Annotated in this window: 18 protein-coding genes and 1 riboswitch; of the genes, 11 read left to right on the forward strand and 7 right to left on the reverse strand. The window is 67.8% G+C overall.

The genetic code is table 11. The features are described from left to right. Positions 1-47 precede the first annotated feature (47 nt). From OCEPR_RS08630 to OCEPR_RS08640, 3 genes are read left to right on the forward strand one after another with little or no spacing between them, the layout of a single operon-like run. Positions 48-1010 carry an MBL fold metallo-hydrolase gene (locus tag OCEPR_RS08630; protein ID WP_013458333.1) on the forward strand — a complete coding sequence of 321 codons (963 nt, stop codon included), beginning with the start codon at positions 48-50 and terminating at the stop codon, positions 1008-1010. A 5-nt stretch (positions 1011-1015) separates the two neighbouring features. Then, the gene (locus OCEPR_RS08635; RefSeq protein ID WP_013458334.1) at positions 1016-1249 is read left to right on the forward strand and encodes a hypothetical protein; all 234 of its coding nucleotides are present in this window, start codon (positions 1016-1018) and stop codon (positions 1247-1249) included. Positions 1250-1261: 12 nt separating this feature from the next. Continuing rightward, positions 1262-1792 (forward strand): HNH endonuclease, encoded by a 531-nt coding sequence (locus OCEPR_RS08640; protein WP_013458335.1) that lies wholly within the window; start codon positions 1262-1264, stop codon positions 1790-1792. On the opposite strand, the gene OCEPR_RS08645 is transcribed toward OCEPR_RS08640, so the two are convergent. Beyond that, the gene (locus OCEPR_RS08645; protein WP_049773528.1) at positions 1764-2627 is read right to left on the reverse strand and encodes a DMT family transporter; all 864 of its coding nucleotides are present in this window, start codon (positions 2625-2627) and stop codon (positions 1764-1766) included. The two genes, OCEPR_RS08640 and OCEPR_RS08645, sit on opposite strands and share 29 nt — an antisense overlap. Before the next feature lie 315 nt (positions 2628-2942). On the opposite strand from OCEPR_RS08645, the gene OCEPR_RS13190 reads away from it, so the two are divergent. Beyond that, positions 2943-3296, forward strand: coding sequence for a type IV pilin protein (locus tag OCEPR_RS13190; protein ID WP_013458337.1), 354 nt, complete (start codon positions 2943-2945; stop codon positions 3294-3296). Between the two features lie 236 nt (positions 3297-3532). On the opposite strand, the gene OCEPR_RS08655 is transcribed toward OCEPR_RS13190, so the two are convergent. From OCEPR_RS08655 to OCEPR_RS08680, 6 genes are all read right to left on the reverse strand, one after another. Beyond that, positions 3533-5065: an O-antigen ligase family protein gene (locus OCEPR_RS08655; protein WP_013458338.1), complete on the reverse strand. Its 1533-nt coding sequence runs from the start codon at positions 5063-5065 to the stop codon at positions 3533-3535. 7 nt (positions 5066-5072) lie between these two features. After that, positions 5073-5525, reverse strand: coding sequence for a 6,7-dimethyl-8-ribityllumazine synthase (ribH, locus tag OCEPR_RS08660; RefSeq protein ID WP_013458339.1), 453 nt, complete (start codon positions 5523-5525; stop codon positions 5073-5075). 162 nt (positions 5526-5687) lie between these two features. Then, complete coding sequence (locus OCEPR_RS08665) at positions 5688-6881, reverse strand: bifunctional 3,4-dihydroxy-2-butanone-4-phosphate synthase/GTP cyclohydrolase II (RefSeq protein WP_013458340.1); 1194 nt, start codon at positions 6879-6881, stop codon at positions 5688-5690. Beyond that, entirely contained in the window at positions 6878-7468 is a 591-nt protein-coding gene (locus tag OCEPR_RS08670) for a riboflavin synthase (RefSeq protein WP_013458341.1), read from the reverse strand. The genes OCEPR_RS08665 and OCEPR_RS08670 overlap by 4 nt, the downstream gene beginning before the upstream one ends. Then, the gene (gene ribD, locus OCEPR_RS08675) at positions 7468-8580 is read right to left on the reverse strand and encodes a bifunctional diaminohydroxyphosphoribosylaminopyrimidine deaminase/5-amino-6-(5-phosphoribosylamino)uracil reductase RibD (RefSeq protein ID WP_041554825.1); all 1113 of its coding nucleotides are present in this window, start codon (positions 8578-8580) and stop codon (positions 7468-7470) included. The genes OCEPR_RS08670 and ribD overlap by 1 nt, the downstream gene beginning before the upstream one ends. Before the next feature lie 103 nt (positions 8581-8683). Next, positions 8684-8812, reverse strand: a riboswitch (FMN riboswitch). A gap of 506 nt (positions 8813-9318) precedes the next feature. Further along, complete coding sequence (locus tag OCEPR_RS08680) at positions 9319-10689, reverse strand: tryptophanase (RefSeq protein WP_013458343.1); 1371 nt, start codon at positions 10687-10689, stop codon at positions 9319-9321. Positions 10690-10852: 163 nt separating this feature from the next. On the opposite strand from OCEPR_RS08680, the gene OCEPR_RS08685 reads away from it, so the two are divergent. The 7 genes from OCEPR_RS08685 (at position 10853) to OCEPR_RS08715 (ending at position 16765) form a co-directional block, all read left to right on the forward strand. Further along, positions 10853-12007, forward strand: coding sequence for an acyl-CoA dehydrogenase family protein (locus tag OCEPR_RS08685; RefSeq protein WP_013458344.1), 1155 nt, complete (start codon positions 10853-10855; stop codon positions 12005-12007). Between the two features lie 9 nt (positions 12008-12016). Continuing rightward, positions 12017-12775, forward strand: a complete 759-nt coding sequence (locus tag OCEPR_RS08690; RefSeq protein ID WP_013458345.1) for an electron transfer flavoprotein subunit beta/FixA family protein — start codon at positions 12017-12019, stop codon at positions 12773-12775. A gap of 9 nt (positions 12776-12784) precedes the next feature. Then, on the forward strand, positions 12785-13750 hold the full coding sequence (locus OCEPR_RS08695) for an electron transfer flavoprotein subunit alpha/FixB family protein (protein ID WP_013458346.1): 966 nt from the start codon (positions 12785-12787) through the stop codon (positions 13748-13750). 87 nt (positions 13751-13837) lie between these two features. Continuing rightward, positions 13838-14080: an AbrB/MazE/SpoVT family DNA-binding domain-containing protein gene (locus OCEPR_RS08700; protein ID WP_013458347.1), complete on the forward strand. Its 243-nt coding sequence runs from the start codon at positions 13838-13840 to the stop codon at positions 14078-14080. Further along, positions 14077-14481, forward strand: coding sequence for a type II toxin-antitoxin system VapC family toxin (locus OCEPR_RS08705; RefSeq protein ID WP_013458348.1), 405 nt, complete (start codon positions 14077-14079; stop codon positions 14479-14481). Before OCEPR_RS08700 ends, OCEPR_RS08705 begins: the two co-directional genes overlap by 4 nt. A 24-nt stretch (positions 14482-14505) precedes the next feature. After that, a complete protein-coding gene (locus tag OCEPR_RS08710) occupies positions 14506-16071 on the forward strand; it encodes an acyl-CoA carboxylase subunit beta (protein ID WP_013458349.1) in 1566 nt (521 codons plus the stop codon). Between the two features lie 7 nt (positions 16072-16078). After that, positions 16079-16765: a uracil-DNA glycosylase gene (locus OCEPR_RS08715; protein ID WP_013458350.1), complete on the forward strand. Its 687-nt coding sequence runs from the start codon at positions 16079-16081 to the stop codon at positions 16763-16765. The last annotated feature ends 1 nt before the right edge of the window (position 16766 follow it).

Consider the following 16766-nt stretch of genomic DNA (forward strand, 5'->3'; position numbering starts at 1 on the left):
CATTTTCGGCGGCGCCTCAACGCTTTGACCGGGTCTAAAATGATGGCATGGACCTCGCTCTGGACGGCCTGCACCCCCTTCCGGTACCCATCCCCTACCCCATGAAGTACGTCAACCTGGTCTTGATCGAGGGCGACGGGCTCGTGTTGGTGGACACCGCGCTGGACCTTCCCGACGCCCGCCACGCCATCGAACGGGGGCTGGCCGAGCGCGGCGCCCGCCCGGGCGACCTGGACGCGGTCGTCCTGACCCACCACCACCCCGACCATTACGGCCTGGCGGGCTGGTTCGAATCGCAAGGGGTGCCGGTTTACATGCTCGACGTGGCCATCGAACGCGACCACGGTTGGTGGAGCCGTTTCGAGCCCTGGCTCGAGCAATCCACCGCCCACTTCCGTGAGCACGGCATGCCCGAGGCCTTCATCGCCGACCTGCGGGAGGTCATGGAGGCGACGCATCGGCGCATCCGCCCGCCCCAGAACCCCCGCCCCCTCACGGACGGCGAGGACGTGCAGCTGGCCGGCCAGCGGTTCACCGTCCACTGGACGCCGGGGCACGCGGACGGCCACCTGGTGCTCCTGCGCGATGATGGAACGCTGATCGCCGGCGACGCGATTTTGGACCGCATCACGCCCAACGTGGGCAAATGGGTGGGCAGCCGCCCCGATCCGCTGGGCGACTTCCTGCGCTCCCTCGAGAAGATCCGGGGGCTCGAGCCCCGGCAGGCCCTGGTGGGGCACTACGGCCCGGTCCTCGAAGACGTGGACGCCCGCGCACGCGAAATCGAGCGTCACCACAAAGACCGCCTGCGTTTTCTGGCGGACCGGCTCGCCCGCGGCCCGCGCACCGCCTGGGAGCTTTCGCTCGAGCTCTTTCCCCAGGAGGGCCTCAGCACCGCCCAGCGCCGCTTCGCCTGGGCCGAAACCCTGGCCCACCTGGTGCACCTCCAGCACCTGGGGCGGGTCCGCGCGCTCCCGGAAACGCCCGTACGCTTCGAGTTGGTAGGCTAGGACCCATGGATCCCTTTTTCGCCGGGCTCTTGATGCTGCTGAGCTTCATGCTGGCCGTGCGCGGCTGGCTCGCCGGGCAGCGCTGGGCCGTGGCCTTCCTGGCCGTTCCGGCGCTCTACCTCTTCGTGTCGCACTCCCCCTGGGCCTCGGGGGCCTACCTGGTGTTGTTGTTCGCGGGGTGGTGGTACCTGAAGCGCTTCGAACCCTCCGGCGGGCAAGAACCCCCGGAAACCGATTAAGATAGACGCAAGATGAACCTGAACGCGCCGCGCATCCTGGTGCTCAACGCCGGTTACGAGCCCTTGGGGTTGACCACGATCCGCCGCGGCGTCATCCTCGTGCAAAACGAAACCGCCGACGCCATCATCGAAAGCCAGCATTTCTTGCGCACCCCCAGCCGCCGGGTGCCCGTGCCCTCGGTGATCCGCCTGCGCCGCATGATCCGCCGCCCCCTGGGGCGGCTTGCTCTTAACCGGCGCAACGTGCTGCGCCGCGACGGATTCACCTGTCAGTACTGCGGGAAACGCTCGAGCCACCTGACGATCGATCACGTCCTCCCCCGGAGCCGCGGCGGGCGCGACGCCTGGGAAAACCTGGTGGCCGCCTGCCACGCCTGCAACACCCGAAAAGGCGACCGCACCCCCGAGGAAGCCGGCATGCCCCTGCTGCGTAAACCCTCGGCCCCGGGCTACCTGGCCTGGATCACCTTCGAGCTGCGCGAGGTTCCCGAGGAGTGGGTCCCCTTTCTGCCGGTCACGGCCTCTCGGATCTACGCCGATTGAACCACGGCTCCGCCGCGGTGCCCGCGACCGCCAGCACCACCAGCGCCGCCCCCAGGTAGCCGAGGAGCGAGAACCGCTCACCCCACCAGACAAAGGCGAGCAGCGAGGCCAGCACGGGCTCCAGCGTGGCGACCAGCGACGCGCGCGTCGCCTCGAGCCGCCGCAGCCCCAGGCCGTAGAAGAGGTAGGCGAGGTAGGTCGAGACCACCGAGAGGACGGCGAGGGCCGCCCACACCGCGGCGTCCTTGTGCACGAAATCGACCCAGGGGAGCAGCACCAGCGCCCCGACCGGCAGGGCTACGGCGAGCAGGGCCACGGGGTGGAAGCGCGCGAACTGCAGCTTGCCGTAGACGTAGTACCCCGCGTACGCCAACCCCGACACCAACCCCCACACCACGCCGGCCGCATTGAACGCCCAGCCCCCCAGGGGCCAGGCCAGCAGCGTCACCCCAAGCAGGGTAAGGGCCACCAAACCCGCCCCGTACGGCCGAATCGGCTGGCCCAGGAAGGCGCGGCTGCCCAGCACCACCCACGCCGGCGCGGTGTAGAGCAGCACCGAGGCCAGCGCCGCTCCCCCGTAGGCCACCGCGTACTGGTAGCTCAGGTAGAACAGGGCCACGCCCAGCACCCCGAAGAGCACCGCGCCCCCCAGGCTTCGCCCGTGGGGGCGGGGCAACCGACGTGCCCAAGCGTGCAGGGCGAACAGCGCACCCCCGAACAGGGCCCGCCAAAACGCCACCTCCACGGGGGCGATCCCCGAATCCAGCGCCAGCCGCGATACCGGACCGATCAACGCCCAGCTGCTCGCGGCCAGAAGCATGTACACGTACCCCACCCCATCCATTCTGCACCGGCCGCGCCCGCGGGCTTCGTCGCCCGGCCCACCGCGATGGGGTCCGCCAACCGGTTCCGCGGAATTCGCACGTACCGAACGGCGCTCCTGCGGCTTGGCCCGCCCCGCTCGCCGCGTACCCCCAAATGGGGGTGGCACGCCGCGGTTGAAGGTTCTATTCTCTTCTTAAGAGGCAAACGAGGGTTCGACGTCCCGCCTCTACTATCGGCCCAAGGCTCAAGGTTCTATGATGCACTACCGCAGGACCCCACCGCGTATCCGATACCTGATCGGTGGGTAAAGTAGGAGGAACGAAAAATGCGCAAGAACAAGACCAAAGGCTTCACCCTGATCGAGCTGCTGATCGTCATCGCGATCATCGGCATCCTGGCCGCCGTGCTGATCCCCAACCTGCTCCGCGCCCGCCAGGTGGCCAACGACCGCGCCGCCCAGGCCTTCGCCAAGAACGTCTACACCGCGGGTCAGGCTTACCTCGCTGAAGACCCCGCCAACACCATTGCGGCCGGGAGCTGCACCAACGGCGTCACTTTCGGTCAGTACTCGGTCAATGACCCTGGCAACTTCGTCACCAACTGCACCTACACTGCGCAGATGAACAGCGTTTCCGTTACCTACACCAACGGCACGAAGACGAGCGTCAGCTTCCCGTAGAGTACTCATCGCCTAACTCAAAGATCCGGGCCGTTGCCCGGATCTTTGTTATACCTGAAGATTGTCACGCAGGATAAGTTGCGCTCCTCTCGTATATTTCTCAACTTGAATTGGATTAGGGTAACCTCACACTCGGACCTGAAACTCCTTTTCGGCACGAGTCAGCCTTCCTCACCTTGCTTTTGGAACAAGAAAACGCATCTGAATGTCATGGTCATGGGCCATGGCCGAATCAACTATTTGATGTCATCAATCCTGGTAGAATGCGGGAACAACTTCCTTGCCCTCTGCAGCAACTCAGCGGCCTTCGCTTCATCTCCCTGTTCCTCGTAGCGTCGGATCAGGGCAGCGTAGTAGTTTGCGTTGGAATAAGGAAACTCCTCGACAAGTCGTTCGAGCTGCGCTGTTTTTTCACGCTCCGACGTCGCGATCCTGTACATACCTAAAATAGGCCAGGGGGACCGCGTGTACAGCACTTCGGCTTCCCGCAGGAGCCGATCGGCCGCCTCCGGATTCGCCTGCACGGCGCTCAGAACTTTTTCCGGGTATCCTCGGTACCGCTCGATCGCGCATTCGGGTCCCGTGCAGGGTAGGTACCACCAAGCCGCCAAGGCGAGGCCCGCCACCAGACCCAAACCCCAAACCCACGGAGGCGAAAGCTTGCCTTGCGGCAGCAAAGGTCCAAGGGACAGGAAGGCCAGAATCAAGAAGCCGGGGATGAAGCCGGTGACGTCGAAGAGCAGCGTCGTCCATACCGCCGCGGCGGCGAGGGCCCAGGGCCAGTCGTCGGAGTAGAAGCCGCGAACGATCGGCCAGAGCAGCACGAGCAGAATAAAGAACCGCGGCCATCCCCCCGTGGCCAGGGTCTCGAGCAGGTAGTTGTGCGGGCTGCGCGACCATACCCCGTCGAACGCGGGAACTTCCATGAAACCTTCGAAAACCTGGGCGTAGCTGCCGTTCCCCGTGCCCAGCGGCCGCTCCACCGCCATGTGCACGGCGAGCTTCCACATGGTCAAACGAGAGCCCACGTTGCCGATGCCCTCGTCCACGTTTTGGGCGTCGCGTTGCGTCACCTGACTCTTGTAGACGAGGGCGGTCTGCGCCGGGTGTCCGGGGATCGCCGCGTCCACGGCGAACAGCGCGGTGAAGATCAGCGCCAGCGAGCCGAGCACCCGGACGGGGCGAACCCCCTGCCGGGACACCATGGCGGTAAAGGCGACCAGCACCAGCGCAAGCGGCAGGTAAGCCGCGCGGGCTCCAGAGATGAGCACGGCGTAGACGGCCACGGAGGCCAGTAAAGCCGCGGCCCAGCGGTAACGCGGACGGGTGTGCATCCAGTAGAGGGCCAGCGGCACCAGCCACAGCGCCTGCTCGCCCAGGAGGTAGTGCACCGAACCCGAAAAGTACTGGACCAGGCCGTAGTGGAAGAGCGACAAGGCCGTGAACAGCCCAACGAAGAGCAGGTACAGGTTGAACGCCACCAAGCCTTCGCGCCAGCGGCCGACGGCCAGGGCCGCCAGGATGGGCAGCTCCCAAAGGCTCGCGACGAGGGTGTTCCCCGGCGCAAGGCTCCAGGTCAGGGTTAGCAGTCCCCAGCCCCACCACAGCCATCCCACGTAGGGAAGCTCGCGCCCCCAGTACGCGAGTGCGGCGAGGCCTCCGAGAACCAGCCAGAACGGCGGCTCGGTGTAGATGAAGTAGGGGTAATCCCAAACCCGCCACGCCAGGTAAAGGAAGGCGATGTGGGGCAGGTACCTGAGGTAGGTCACCCGTCCATTATCGCAGCGCGGCCAGCTCCACCGCGGCCATCACCGCGTCGGCGCCCTTGTTGCCCGCCTTGGTGCCGGCGCGTTCCATGGCCTGCTCAATGGTATCGGTGGTGAGGACGCCGTTGACGATGGGCTTGCCGGTGTCGAGGCTCGCCTTCATGAGCCCGCTGGCCGACTGGTTCGCTACGATCTCGAAGTGGTAGGTCGCGCCGCGAATGACGCAGCCCAGCGCCACCACGGCGTCCACTTCTTCCTTTGCGGCGTACTTCTTGGCCACCAGCGGTATCTCCAGCGCACCCGGCACCCAGACGACGGTCAGGTCGTCCTTGCTGCCCCCCAGCCGCTCGTAGGCGTCCACGGCGCCCTCGAGCAGCTGCTTGGTGATGAACTCGTTGAAGCGGCTGACGACGAGCACCAGCTTGACGCCCTTGGCGTTCAGGTTTCCCTTGATCTCTTTCATTCTTTTCCTCCTCCACTACGCACCACGTACCGTGCATGAAAACTTACGAACCTCGTTGCCGTCGGGCGGGCACATGGGCCCGCCCCTACATGTGCTGCGGGCCCAGCCACGCGGACACTACCCTACCTCCTACTTCCTACCTCTCACACCCCACATCCCAAATCAATCCATCCAATGCCCCAGCTTCTCCTGCTTGGCCCTCAGGTAGCGCGCGTTGTGCTCGTTGTCGCCACTGCGCAGCGGCACCCGCTCGACCACCTCGAGCCCGTAGCCGCCCATCGCCCGGATCTTGCGCGGGTTGTTGGTGAGTAGGCGCAGCTTGCGCACCCCCAGGTCGTAGAGGATCTGCGCCCCCACCCCGTAGTCGCGCAGGTCGGGCGGGAATCCCAGCGCCAGGTTGGCCTCGACCGTGTCCAGGCCGCTGTCCTGCAGGTGGTAGGCCTTGATCTTGTTGACCAAACCGATGCCGCGCCCCTCCTGGCGCAGGTAGACGAGGACCCCGCGCCCCTCCTCAGCGATCCGCTTCATGGCCAGGTCGCGCTGGAAGCCGCAGTCGCAACGCAGGCTGTGCAGGGCGTCGCCGGTCAGGCACTCCGAGTGCATCCGCACCAGCACGGGTTCTTCGGGGTCGAGTTCGCCCATCACCAACGCGGCGTGTTCCTCGCCGGTGATGCGGTCTCGGTAGCCGACGATGCGAAACTCGCCGAACTCGGTGGGCAACGTGGCCTCGGCCTCGCGGGTCACGAAGCCATCGCCGCGCTCGAGCCGGTAGCGGATCAGGCTCTCGATCGTCCCGATCTTGAGCCCGTGGCGTTCGGCGAACGCCTCCAGCTCCGCGAGCCGCGCCATCTCGCCGTCCTCCTTCATGATCTCGATCAGCGCCCCCACGGGCTCGAGCCCCGCGAGCCGCAGAAGGTCGACGGTCGCCTCGGTGTGCCCGGCGCGGCGCAGCACCCCGCCCTCGCGGGCCACCAGCGGGAAGACGTGGCCGGGCCGGCGCAGGTCGGCCGGGGCCGTGCTCGACTCGGCCAAAAGCCGGATGGTGACCGCCCGCTCGGCGGCCGAGATGCCGGTGGTGCTGCTCGCGGCGTCCACGCTCACGGTAAAGGCGGTACCGTGAGGGTCGGTGTTGCGCTTCTCCATCGGCGGCAGCTCCAGAGCCTGGGCCCGCTCGGGGGTGATGGCCACGCAGAGCAGCCCCCGCGCTTCCTTCACCGCGAAGTTGACCAGGCTCTTGGTGGCGAACTGGGCGGGAAAGATGAGGTCGCCCTCGTTCTCGCGCCCCTCGTCGTCCACCATGATCACGGGCTTGCCGTTTTGTAGGTCCTCGATGATGGCTTCGATGGGGTGAATCACGTTCGCACCTCCAGCAGCCGCTCGACGTAGCGGGCGATGATGTCGATCTCCAGATTGACCGCGTCGCCGGGCTTCAGCTCGCCCAGGGTGGTCACCTGCAGGGTGTGGGGGATCAGGGTGACCGAGAAGACCTGGCCGCGCACCTCCACCACCGTTAGCGAAACGCCGTCGATGGTGATCGAGCCCTTGGCGGCGATGTAGCGGGCCAGCTCGGCCGGCGCTTCCACGTAGAGGTCGTGCGCCCCGGGGCGGCGGTCGAAGCGCGTCACCCGGCCCACACCGTCCACGTGGCCGGTGACCAGGTGGCCGTCCAGCCGGTCGCCCACGCGCGCCGCCCGCTCCAGGTTGACCCGCGCCCCCGGCCGCCAGCGCGGCGCGGTGCGCTTTACGGTCTCCTGGGCCAGCTCGACCGCGAAGCCGCGCGGCGAGAGCTCGACCACGGTCAGGCAGGCACCGCTGGTGGCGATCGAGTCGCCCACCTCGGTACCCTCCAGCACCTTCTCCGCCTCGATCCAGACACGCAGGTTGCCGCCCTTTGGCTCGGCCTGCGTCACCCGGCCGACTTCCTCTACTATTCCGGTAAACACTAACCCACCTCCAAACGGCCCTCGAGCCAGAGGTCGCCTTCCAGCACCTCCGAGCGCTCGGGCAGAAAACGCATCGCCCTTTGCATCGAGCCAAAGCTGAATCCCTCGATCAGGCCACGCCCCTCGCCCAGGATGCGCGGGGCAACGAAGAAGGCCGCCCGGTCCACCCGCCCCGCCCGCACGAAGGAGCCCGCGAGTCGGGGCCCGCCCTCGAGCAGCAGCGAGTCGACGCCCCGCCGGTAGAGCTCTGCGAGCGCCGCTTCCACGCTCAGGCCGCCCTCACCCGCTGGCAGCGAAACCACCTCGGCCCCGGCGGCCTCGAGCGCCTGCACCCGGTCCGCATCCGCGTCCTCGCCAACGAAGACCAGCACCCGGGCCGGCTCGCCGCGCGGCCCCGGTTCGAAGAGCCGCGCCGAGGGCGGCGTTTTGGCCTGGCTATCGAAGACCACCTTGAGCGGGTCGCGCAGCGGGGGCGGCTCGACCATCGCCGCAAAGGCGCGAAAATCGGGCGCGCGCACCGTCAGCGCCGGGTCGTCGGCCCGCACCGTGCCCGCGCCCACGGCGACGGCCGCGCAAGCCTGGCGGTAGCCGTGCGCGACGCGGTGGCTGAGGGTGTTCGAAACCGCCTCGCCGCCGCGGCCGCGGGCGGCCACCCTGCCGTCGAGGGTGAGCGCCGCCTTCCAGAGCACGAAAGGCCGGCCGAAGGCGGCGGCGTGGAAGAAGGCGCGGTTCTGGACGCGGGCCTCTTCTTCCAGCAGGCCCGCCTCGACCCGCACGCCCGCACGGCGCAGCCGCTCAGCCCCGCCGCCGCTGGTTTCACCGGGGTCGGCCGCGGCGTAGACGACCCGGCTCACGCCGGCCTCGAGGAGTGCCAGCGAACACGGCGGCGTGCGGCCGTGGTGGTTGCAGGGTTCCAGGGTCACGTAGACCGTCGCCCCGCGGGCCGCCTCGCCCGCCTGGCGCAGGGCGAAGACCTCGGCGTGGGGCTCGCCGGCGCGCGGGTGGAAGCCCTCGCCGACGATGCGGCCGCCAGAGACCACCACCGCGCCGACGATGGGGTTGGGGCTGGTGTGGCCGCGCGCCCGCTCGGCCAGCGCCAGCGCCCGTTGCATGAAGCGGCGGTCCGGGTCGCTAAAGCTCAAGGCAGCGACCTCCAGGACGCACGGCGAATTTTGGGTTGATGGCTCCAGACCATACCCGGGCCCGAGGGCCCTTCACCTCCTCCTCCCATCCGGACTTTCACCGTCGGCCCCGGAGTTCCACCGGGTCGGGCCCCGCGCTTTGCGCCGGGCTTCGCGGGCTTTCACCGCCGGTCGGGAATTTCACCCTGCCCCGAAGGAGCTGCGTTGTGGGCGCCCGGGGCGCCTAAGGCCAATGTAACACGGACCGGGGTGACGGGCGTCCCTTGCGGGAAGTGCGCAAACACGCAGGTCCGCCCGGGTGGTTCGTAGCGCCTGGTACTTGGTAACGGCAAGGCCTGCGGCAAGTAGCCTGTGGCCTGTGGTGGGGATCGTTAACGGCAACGAAACTTCGGCTTCGTATTCAGCATGGATCCTGAATCGAGTTCAGGACAGGCCCTGAATCAAGTTCAGGGCAGGCTCCCGGGTCTCACCCGCTTCGCGGGTTCGCCCGGGGATACGAAAACCTAATGGCAAAACCCCCCTCCGGCCTGCGGCCACCTCCCCCAAGGGGGAGGCTTGCTGTTTGCCGGAACCGGGCTGCTTGGCACATCTTTTTCTCCCTCCCCTTGGGGAGGGCCGGGGAGGGGGTTGTGGTATTGATGAAGCCGAAGGTTTACTTTCCGTTCTGAAAAATCCTACATCCTACATCCCACTTCCTACATCCCAACCTCACACCCACGCGAACTCGGCCGAGAAGTGCCGCAGGAAGCGGGGCTCGCGCACGATGCGCATGCCGCCGATCTCCTCGCGCCGCTGGTAGACCTGCGCCACCGCCTCCACCACGTAGTCCATGTGGCTCTGGGTGTAGACGCGGCGGGGGATGGCCAGGCGAACCAGGTCCCAGTGGGCCGGCTTCTCCTCGCCGGTGTGGGGGTCTTTGCCGAACATCACGGTGCCGATCTCCACGCCGCGCACCCCGCCCTCGACGTAAAGCTCTACCGAGAGCGCCTGCCCCGGGTACTGGAGGGGCGGCACGTGCGGCAGGAAGCGGCGCGCGTCCAGGTAGACCGCGTGCCCGCCGGCCGGAAGCATCACCGGCACCCCCGCCGCGTCCAGCTTGTTCGCCACGTAGGCGGTGGAGACGATGCGGTAGTTCAGATAGTCCTCCTCCAGTACCTCGTCCAACCCCACGGCGATCGCCTCCAGGTCGCGCCCGGCGAGGCCGCCGTAGGTGGGGAAACCCTCGGTGAGGATGAGCAGATCGCGCTCCTGGGCGGCCAGCTCTCCATCGTTGGTGACCAGGAAACCCCCAATGTTGGCGAAGGCGTCCTTCTTGGCCGACATCGTGGCCCCGTCGGCGTAGGAGAACATCTCGCGCGCGATCTCACGCGGGGTCTTGTCCGCGTAACCGGGCTCGCGCTGCTTGATGAACCAGGCGTTCTCGGCAAAGCGGCAGGCGTCGATGTAGAAGGGGATCCCGTGGGTGCGGGCGATGCGCGAGACCGCCTTGATGTTGGCCATGCTCACCGGCTGGCCGCCGCCCGAGTTGTTGGTGACCGTCAGCATGATCACCGGGATGCGCTCGGGCCCCACCTCGGCGATCAGGGCCTCGAGCGCCCGGACGTCCATGTCGCCCTTGAAGGGCGCGCGCGAGGCCGGGTCTGCGGCCTCGGGGGCGGGCAGGTCCACCGCCCGGCCGCCGGCGAACTCGATGTTCGCCCGGGTGGTGTCGAAGTGGGTGTTGCTGGGCACGACGTGGCCGGGTTTCACCAGCACGCTAAAGAGGATGCGCTCCGCGGCGCGCCCCTGATGGGTGGGGATCACGTGCTCGAAACCGAAGATCTCCTTGACGGCCCGTTCGAAGCGGTACCAGCTGCGCGCACCCGCGTAGGATTCGTCGCCCTGCATCAGCGCGCCCCACTGCGCCGAGGACATGGCGCTGGTGCCCGAGTCGGTGAGCAGGTCGATGATCACGTCCTCGGCGGGCAGCTTGAACAGGTTGAAGCCTGCACGCTCGATGAGGGTCCTGCGCTCGGCGGGCGTGGTCATCTTGATGGGTTCGACCGTCTTGATCCGGAACGGCTCGATGATGGTTTTCATGGAACCTCCTTTCGTCCATGCTACCCCGGGATATATAACGCTTTTTCGCCGGTAGTGGCGTGATACGATGAACACGCGCCGGCTTGCAGGGCCCGGCCAAAATATTTAGACTGGGTCAAAGGAGAGGGCCCCCTCGGGTGGCCGGCGGTCTGGAGGTGGCTTCGTGGCGCTCGATTTCTCGCTGACCGACGAACAAAAACAGCTGCAACAACTGGCGCGCCGCTTCGCGCGCGAGCAGGTGGCCCCGCGGGCGGCCGAGTACGACCAGAGCGAAAAGGTGCCCTGGGAGCTGGTGGAGCAGCTCTACGAGATCGGGCTGCTCAACATCAGCGTGCCCGAGGAGGCCGGCGGGCTGGGTCTGGGCCTGGTCGAAGAGGTGATCATCGGCGAGGAGCTGGGCTGGGCCGACATGGGCTTCTACACCATCCCCATGGCGTCGGAGCTGGGCATCACCCCTATCCTGATCGCCGGGACCGAGGAGCAGAAGAAGCGCTTTTTGGGCCCGCTCGCCGAGCGGCCCTCGCTGGCGGCCTTCGCCCTCTCCGAGCCCGGCAACGGCTCCGACGCCGCGGCGCTGCGCACCCGCATCGTGCGCGAGGGCGACGAGTACGTGATCACCGGCACCAAGATGTGGATCTCCAACGCCAAGGAGGCCGACTTCAACGTCGTCTTCGCCACCTTCGACCCGGCGCTGCGGCACAAGGGCGTGATCGCCATCGTGGTGGAGAACGACCGCGAGGGCGTGAGCTTCAACAAGATCCACGGCAAGATGGGCCAGCGCGCCGCCCCCACCTACGAGATCGTCTACGACGGAGTGCGGGTGCCGGTGGAGAACCGCCTGGGCGAGGAGGGCGAGGGGTTCAAGATCGCCATGCTCACCCTCGACAAGACGCGCATCCCGGTGGCCGCCGGCTCGGTGGGCGTGGCCCGGCGGGCGCTCGACGAGTCGGCCAAGTACGCGCTCGAGCGCGAGGCCTTCGGCCGCCCGATCGCCGACTTCCAGGCCATCCAGTTCAAGCTGGCCGAGATGAAGATGGGCCTGGAGACGGCGCGAATGTACACCTACTACGCCGCCTGGCTGGCCGACCAAAACGACCCCGAGCACATCAGCGCCAGCGCCATCGCCAAGGCCTACGCCAGCGAGGTCGCCTTCGAGGCCGCCAACCAGGCGATCCAGATTCATGGCGGCTACGGCTACGTGAACGACTTCCCGGTGGAGAAGCTCCTCCGCGACGTCAAGCTCAACCAGATCTACGAGGGCACCAACGAGATCCAGCGCATCATCATCGCGCGCAACATTCTCAAGGCGCTCAGATAAGGAGGCGGTATGAAGTACGTGGCGATCATCCGGCAGGTTCCCGACGGGGAATCGAAGATCAAGGTGGACGGCGGCAGGGTGAACCTCGAGGGGGCCACCCTGATCCTCGACCAGATGGACGAGTACGCCGTCGAGCAGATCATCCGATTAAAAGAGGCCCACGGTGGCGAGGCCGTGGTGGTGGCCTTCGGCCCCGAGCGCACCGAGGAGGCCATGCGCACCGCGCTGGCCATGGGCGCAGACCGCGGCGTGCTCATCACCGCCGAGGGCTACGTGGACCCGGTCACCCAGGCGGGCGCGCTCGCCAAGGTCCTGGCTGAGGAGGCCCCGGACGTGGTCTTCACTGGCGGCCAGCAGGCCGACTGGGACAGCCAGGCCCTGGGGGCCGCGGTGGCCGAGGCGCTGGGCTGGCCGAGCGTGACCTGGACCACCGCCTTCGAGCTCGAAGACGGCCACGCCAAGGCCACGCACGACGTGGACGAGGGCGCCGAGGTGGTGCGGGTGGCGCTGCCGGCGGTCTTCACCACCCAGCAGGGCCTCAACGAACCCCGCTACCCCACGCTGCCCGGCATCATGAAGGCCAAGAAGAAGGAGATCAAGAAGATCGACGCCGCCGAGCTGGGCGTGAGCGGCAGCAAGGTCGAGATCCTCGAGCAGCAGATCATGGAGCTCGAGCGCAAGGGCAAGATCATCGACGGCACCAAGGAGCCCGCCGCGGCCGCCGCCGAGCTCATCAAGCTGCTGCACGAAGAAGCCAAGGTGCTCTAGGAGGCGACGATGATTCTCGTGGTAATGGATCACGACGGCAACGAACTGCGCAAGGGCGCGCTCGAGGGCGTGAGCCGCGCGCGCAAGCTGGCCGAGGCTCTGGGCGGCGAGGTGGCGGGCCTGGTGGTCGGCCCCGGCGCCGAAGGCGTGGCCGAGAAGGCCAAGGACTACGTGAGCAAGGTCTTCGTGGTGAGCGGCCCAGACTGGGAGACCTACACCGCCGAGAAGTGGGCTAAGGCCGCCCACGCCGCGGCCGAGGCCGCCGGGGCGAAGGTGGTCGTGGCCCCCGCGAGCCGCACCGGCCGCAGCTGGACCGCGCGGCTGGCGGTCAAGATGGACGCCGCCCTGCTCGAGGACACCCTCGACAGCTGGGCCGAAGAAGGTAAGGTCTACGCCACCAAGTACAGCTTCCTCAACCGCGTGCTGGAAAAGCAGGCCGGCTCCCTGCCCGCGGTGATCAGCGTCAAGCCCAACACCACCCCGCTGGCCGAGCCCGCCGGCGCGGGCGCGGTGGAACCGCTGGCGGTCGAGCTGGGCGAGCTCGAGAAGAAGGTGGAGGTGCTCGAGAAGATCGCCGAGACCGGCGGCAAGGTCTCGCTCACCGAAGCCGAGATCGTCGTCACCGGCGGGCGCGGCATGGGCAGCGCCGAGGCCTTCAAGCTGATCGAGGAGTTCGCCGACCTGCTGGGCGGCGCGGTGGGCGCGACCCGCGCGGTCATCGACGCCGGCTGGCGGCCCTACGCCGAGCAGGTGGGCCAGACGGGCAAGACCGTGCAGCCCAACGTCTACTTCGCCCTCGCCGTCTCGGGCGCGGTGCAGCACCAGGCGGGCATGAACAAGTCCAAGGTGGTCGTCGCCGTCAACAAGGACCCCGACGCCCCCATCTTCAAGGAAACCGACTACGGCGTCGTCGGCGACGTGCACCAGGTGCTGCCGGCGATGATCGAAGAGGTGAAGAAGCTCAAGGGGGCCTGAACCTCCGGCTCGTGGCAACCACCCGGGCGTTCCCGGGTGGTTCTACTTTTCTCCTAGTTTGTAGTAATATACATGTGAGGTAAGACTATGGCTTATAAGGTAGGACCCAAGGGCCAGGTGGTCATCGCCAAGGAAGCGCGCGAGCGGCTGGGCGTCCGCCCCGGCTGGATCGCGGTGCAACGCCTCGTGGGCGACCACCTGGAGGTCTATTTCTTCCCGCCACCCCACGAGCGCTCCCTCAAGGGCCGCCTGGCGGGCAGGACGGAGCGTAAACTCTCCGAAAACGAGCTGCGGCGAGCGCGCGAAAAGGCCTGGACGGAAGAGCGGTGAGCGCGCCTCCTCTGGTGGACACCAGCGTGGTCGTACGCTACCTGACCGGCGACGTCCCCGAGCTGGCCGAGCGCGCGGCGCGGCTGCTCGACGGCCCGGAGCCCGTGGCGCTCCACAGCATCGTCCTGGTGGAAGCCGCCTTCGTGCTCGAAAAGGTCTACGAGGTGCCCAGGGCCGAGGTGGTGGACGCGCTCGTAGAACTACTACAGAAGAAAAACCTGCACCTGCTCGATCTGCCCAAGGAAGAGGCCGTTCTGGCGCTTCTGCTCGCGCGCCCTTCCGGGCGGGTGTCCTACGCCGACGCCCTGCTCTGGGCAACGGCAAAAAGCCACGGCGCGGAACGCCTGTACACCTTCGACGAAAGGTTCCCCGCGGACGGCCTCGAGGTCGTCCAACCTTGACCGTGCGGGTATCATGAAAACGTTATGGCCGACAACACCCGCGCCTGGATGGAAGAACTCATCGCCGAGCTGGAGGAACGCCGCAAGCAGGTCCAGGAAGGCGGCGGCCCCGAGCGCATCGAAAAACAACACAAACAGGGCAAGCTGACCGCCCGCGAGCGCATCGAGAAGCTGCTCGACCCGGGCAGTTTCGTGGAACTGGGCACCTTCGTCGAGCACCTGGACACCGAGATGATGAAGGGCGTGAAGGCCCCCGGCGAGGGGGTGGTCACCGGCTACGGCACCATCGACGGCCGCACCGTCTTCGTCTTCAGCCAGGACTTCACGGTGCTGGGCGGCTCGCTCGGAAAGATGCACGGCCGCAAGATCGCCCAGGCGATGGACATGGCCGTCAAGGTCGGCGCGCCCATCGTCGGGCTCAACGACTCGGCCGGCGCCCGCATCCAGGAGGGGGTGGACAGCCTCTCGGGCTACGGCGAGGTCTTCTACCGCAACGCCGTCTACTCGGGGGTGGTGCCCCAGATCTCGGCGATCCTGGGCCCTTGCGCCGGCGGCGCGGTCTACAGCCCGGCGATCACCGACTTCGTGCTTATGAGCCGCGGGAGCAGCTACATGTTCATTACCGGCCCCGAAGTCATCAAGACCGTGACCCGCGAGGAGGTGAGCTTCGAGGAGCTGGGCGGCGCGGACGTGCACGCGAAAAAGAGCGGCGTGGCCCACCTGGAGGGCGAGAACGAGGAAGAGGTGCTGACGCTCATCCGCAAGATCCTGAGCTTCCTGCCTTCCTCGGCCAAGGAAAAGCCGCCGCACCGTCCCACCGACGACCCCGAAGACCGCACCGCGCCGGAGCTGCTCGACATGGTCAACCCCGACCCGCGCCGCCCCTACAACATGCACGAGGTCATCCGGACGCTGGTGGACGAAGGCGACTTCCTCGAGATCCACCCGGGCTGGGCGCGCAACATCATCGTGGGCCTGGCGCGGCTGGGCGGCCAGCCGGTGGGGATCGTGGCCAACAACCCCCGCTTCATGGCCGGCGCGCTCGATATCGACGCCGCCGACAAGGCCGCGCGCTTCATCCGCACCATGGACGCCTTCAACCTGCCCATCGTGACCTTCGTGGACGTGACCGGCTTCCTCCCGGGCGTGGCCCAGGAGCACGGCGGGATCATCCGCCACGGCGCCAAGATGCTCTACGCCTACGCCGAGGCCACCGTACCCAAGATCACGCTGATCACCCGCAAGGCCTACGGCGGGGCCTACCTGGCCATGAACTCGCGCGACATGGGGGCCGACGTGGTGCTCGCCTGGCCCACCGCGGCGGTGGCGGTGATGGGGGCCGAGGGGGCGGCCAACATCGTCTTCCGGCGCGAGATCCAGCAAAGCCCCAACCCCGAGGCCACCCGCGCCGAGAAGATCAAGGAGTACAAGGAGCGCTTCGACAACCCCTGGATCGCCGCGGGTCGGGGCTACATCGACGACGTGATCCCGCCCGAGACGACGCGCCGGCACCTGATCCGGCACCTGCGCATGCTCGAGGACAAGCACGAGGAACGCCCCTGGAAGAAGCACGGCAACATTCCGCTCTAGGCTTAGAATGGCGGGCGTGACGCCGGAGCGTCTGGAAGACCTCTACCGCGAGCTGGCCGCCTGCCGCCGCTGCGAGCGGCTCGTGGCCTGGCGCGAGGAGGTGGGGCGGAAGAAACGCCGGGCCTTCCGGGCCGAGACCTACTGGGCCCGACCGGTTCCCGGTTTCGGCGACCCGAACGCGCGCCTCCTGATCTTCGGCCTGGCGCCGGGCGCCCACGGCTCCAACCGCACCGGACGCATGTTCACCGGCGACGCCTCGGGCGACTTCCTCTACCCCGCCCTGTGGCGGGCCGGGCTCGCCAGCCGGCCCCGCTCGGAGCGCCCGGGCGACGGGCTCGAGCTCCGCGGGGCCTACATCACCGCGGCGGTGCGCTGCGCACCCCCGGGCAACAAGCCCACCCGCGCCGAGTTCGCCGCCTGCAGCGCCTGGACCGCGCGGGAGCTGGCGCTGCTGCCGGAGCTCAGGGTCTACCTGGCCCTGGGCCGGCTGGCCCACGACGCGCTGCTCGAGCACCACGGTCTGGTGAAGGCGCGCTTTCCCTTCGCCCACGGCGCGGAACACGCCCTCCCGGATGGACGGGTGCTGCTCGACAGCTACCACGTGAGCCGCCAGAACACCCAGACCGGCCGGCTCACCGCGGCCATGTTCGACGAGGTCCTTGCCCGCGCGAAGGCGCTCGCGGAGCTGGCGTAGC

Source organism: Oceanithermus profundus DSM 14977 (assembly GCF_000183745.1).
Taxonomy (GTDB): domain Bacteria; phylum Deinococcota; class Deinococci; order Deinococcales; family Marinithermaceae; genus Oceanithermus; species Oceanithermus profundus.

Excerpts from the sequence above, each read along its gene's own strand:
- OCEPR_RS08680 (WP_013458343.1), bottom strand. The coding sequence starts at position 10,689 with ATGAAAACCATCATCGAGCCGTTCCGGATCAAGACGGTCGAACCCATC.
- OCEPR_RS08695 (WP_013458346.1), top strand. The coding sequence starts at position 12,785 with ATGATTCTCGTGGTAATGGATCACGACGGCAACGAACTGCGCAAGGGC.
- ribH (WP_013458339.1), bottom strand. The coding sequence starts at position 5,525 with ATGAAAGAGATCAAGGGAAACCTGAACGCCAAGGGCGTCAAGCTGGTG.
- OCEPR_RS08635 (WP_013458334.1), top strand. The coding sequence starts at position 1,016 with ATGGATCCCTTTTTCGCCGGGCTCTTGATGCTGCTGAGCTTCATGCTG.
- OCEPR_RS08690 (WP_013458345.1), top strand. The coding sequence starts at position 12,017 with ATGAAGTACGTGGCGATCATCCGGCAGGTTCCCGACGGGGAATCGAAG.
- OCEPR_RS08700 (WP_013458347.1), top strand. The coding sequence starts at position 13,838 with ATGGCTTATAAGGTAGGACCCAAGGGCCAGGTGGTCATCGCCAAGGAA.
- OCEPR_RS08710 (WP_013458349.1), top strand. The coding sequence starts at position 14,506 with ATGGCCGACAACACCCGCGCCTGGATGGAAGAACTCATCGCCGAGCTG.
- OCEPR_RS08640 (WP_013458335.1), top strand. The coding sequence starts at position 1,262 with ATGAACCTGAACGCGCCGCGCATCCTGGTGCTCAACGCCGGTTACGAG.
- ribD (WP_041554825.1), bottom strand. The coding sequence starts at position 8,580 with ATGCAACGGGCGCTGGCGCTGGCCGAGCGGGCGCGCGGCCACACCAGC.
- OCEPR_RS08630 (WP_013458333.1), top strand. The coding sequence starts at position 48 with ATGGACCTCGCTCTGGACGGCCTGCACCCCCTTCCGGTACCCATCCCC.
- OCEPR_RS13190 (WP_013458337.1), top strand. The coding sequence starts at position 2,943 with ATGCGCAAGAACAAGACCAAAGGCTTCACCCTGATCGAGCTGCTGATC.
- OCEPR_RS08715 (WP_013458350.1), top strand. The coding sequence starts at position 16,079 with ATGGCGGGCGTGACGCCGGAGCGTCTGGAAGACCTCTACCGCGAGCTG.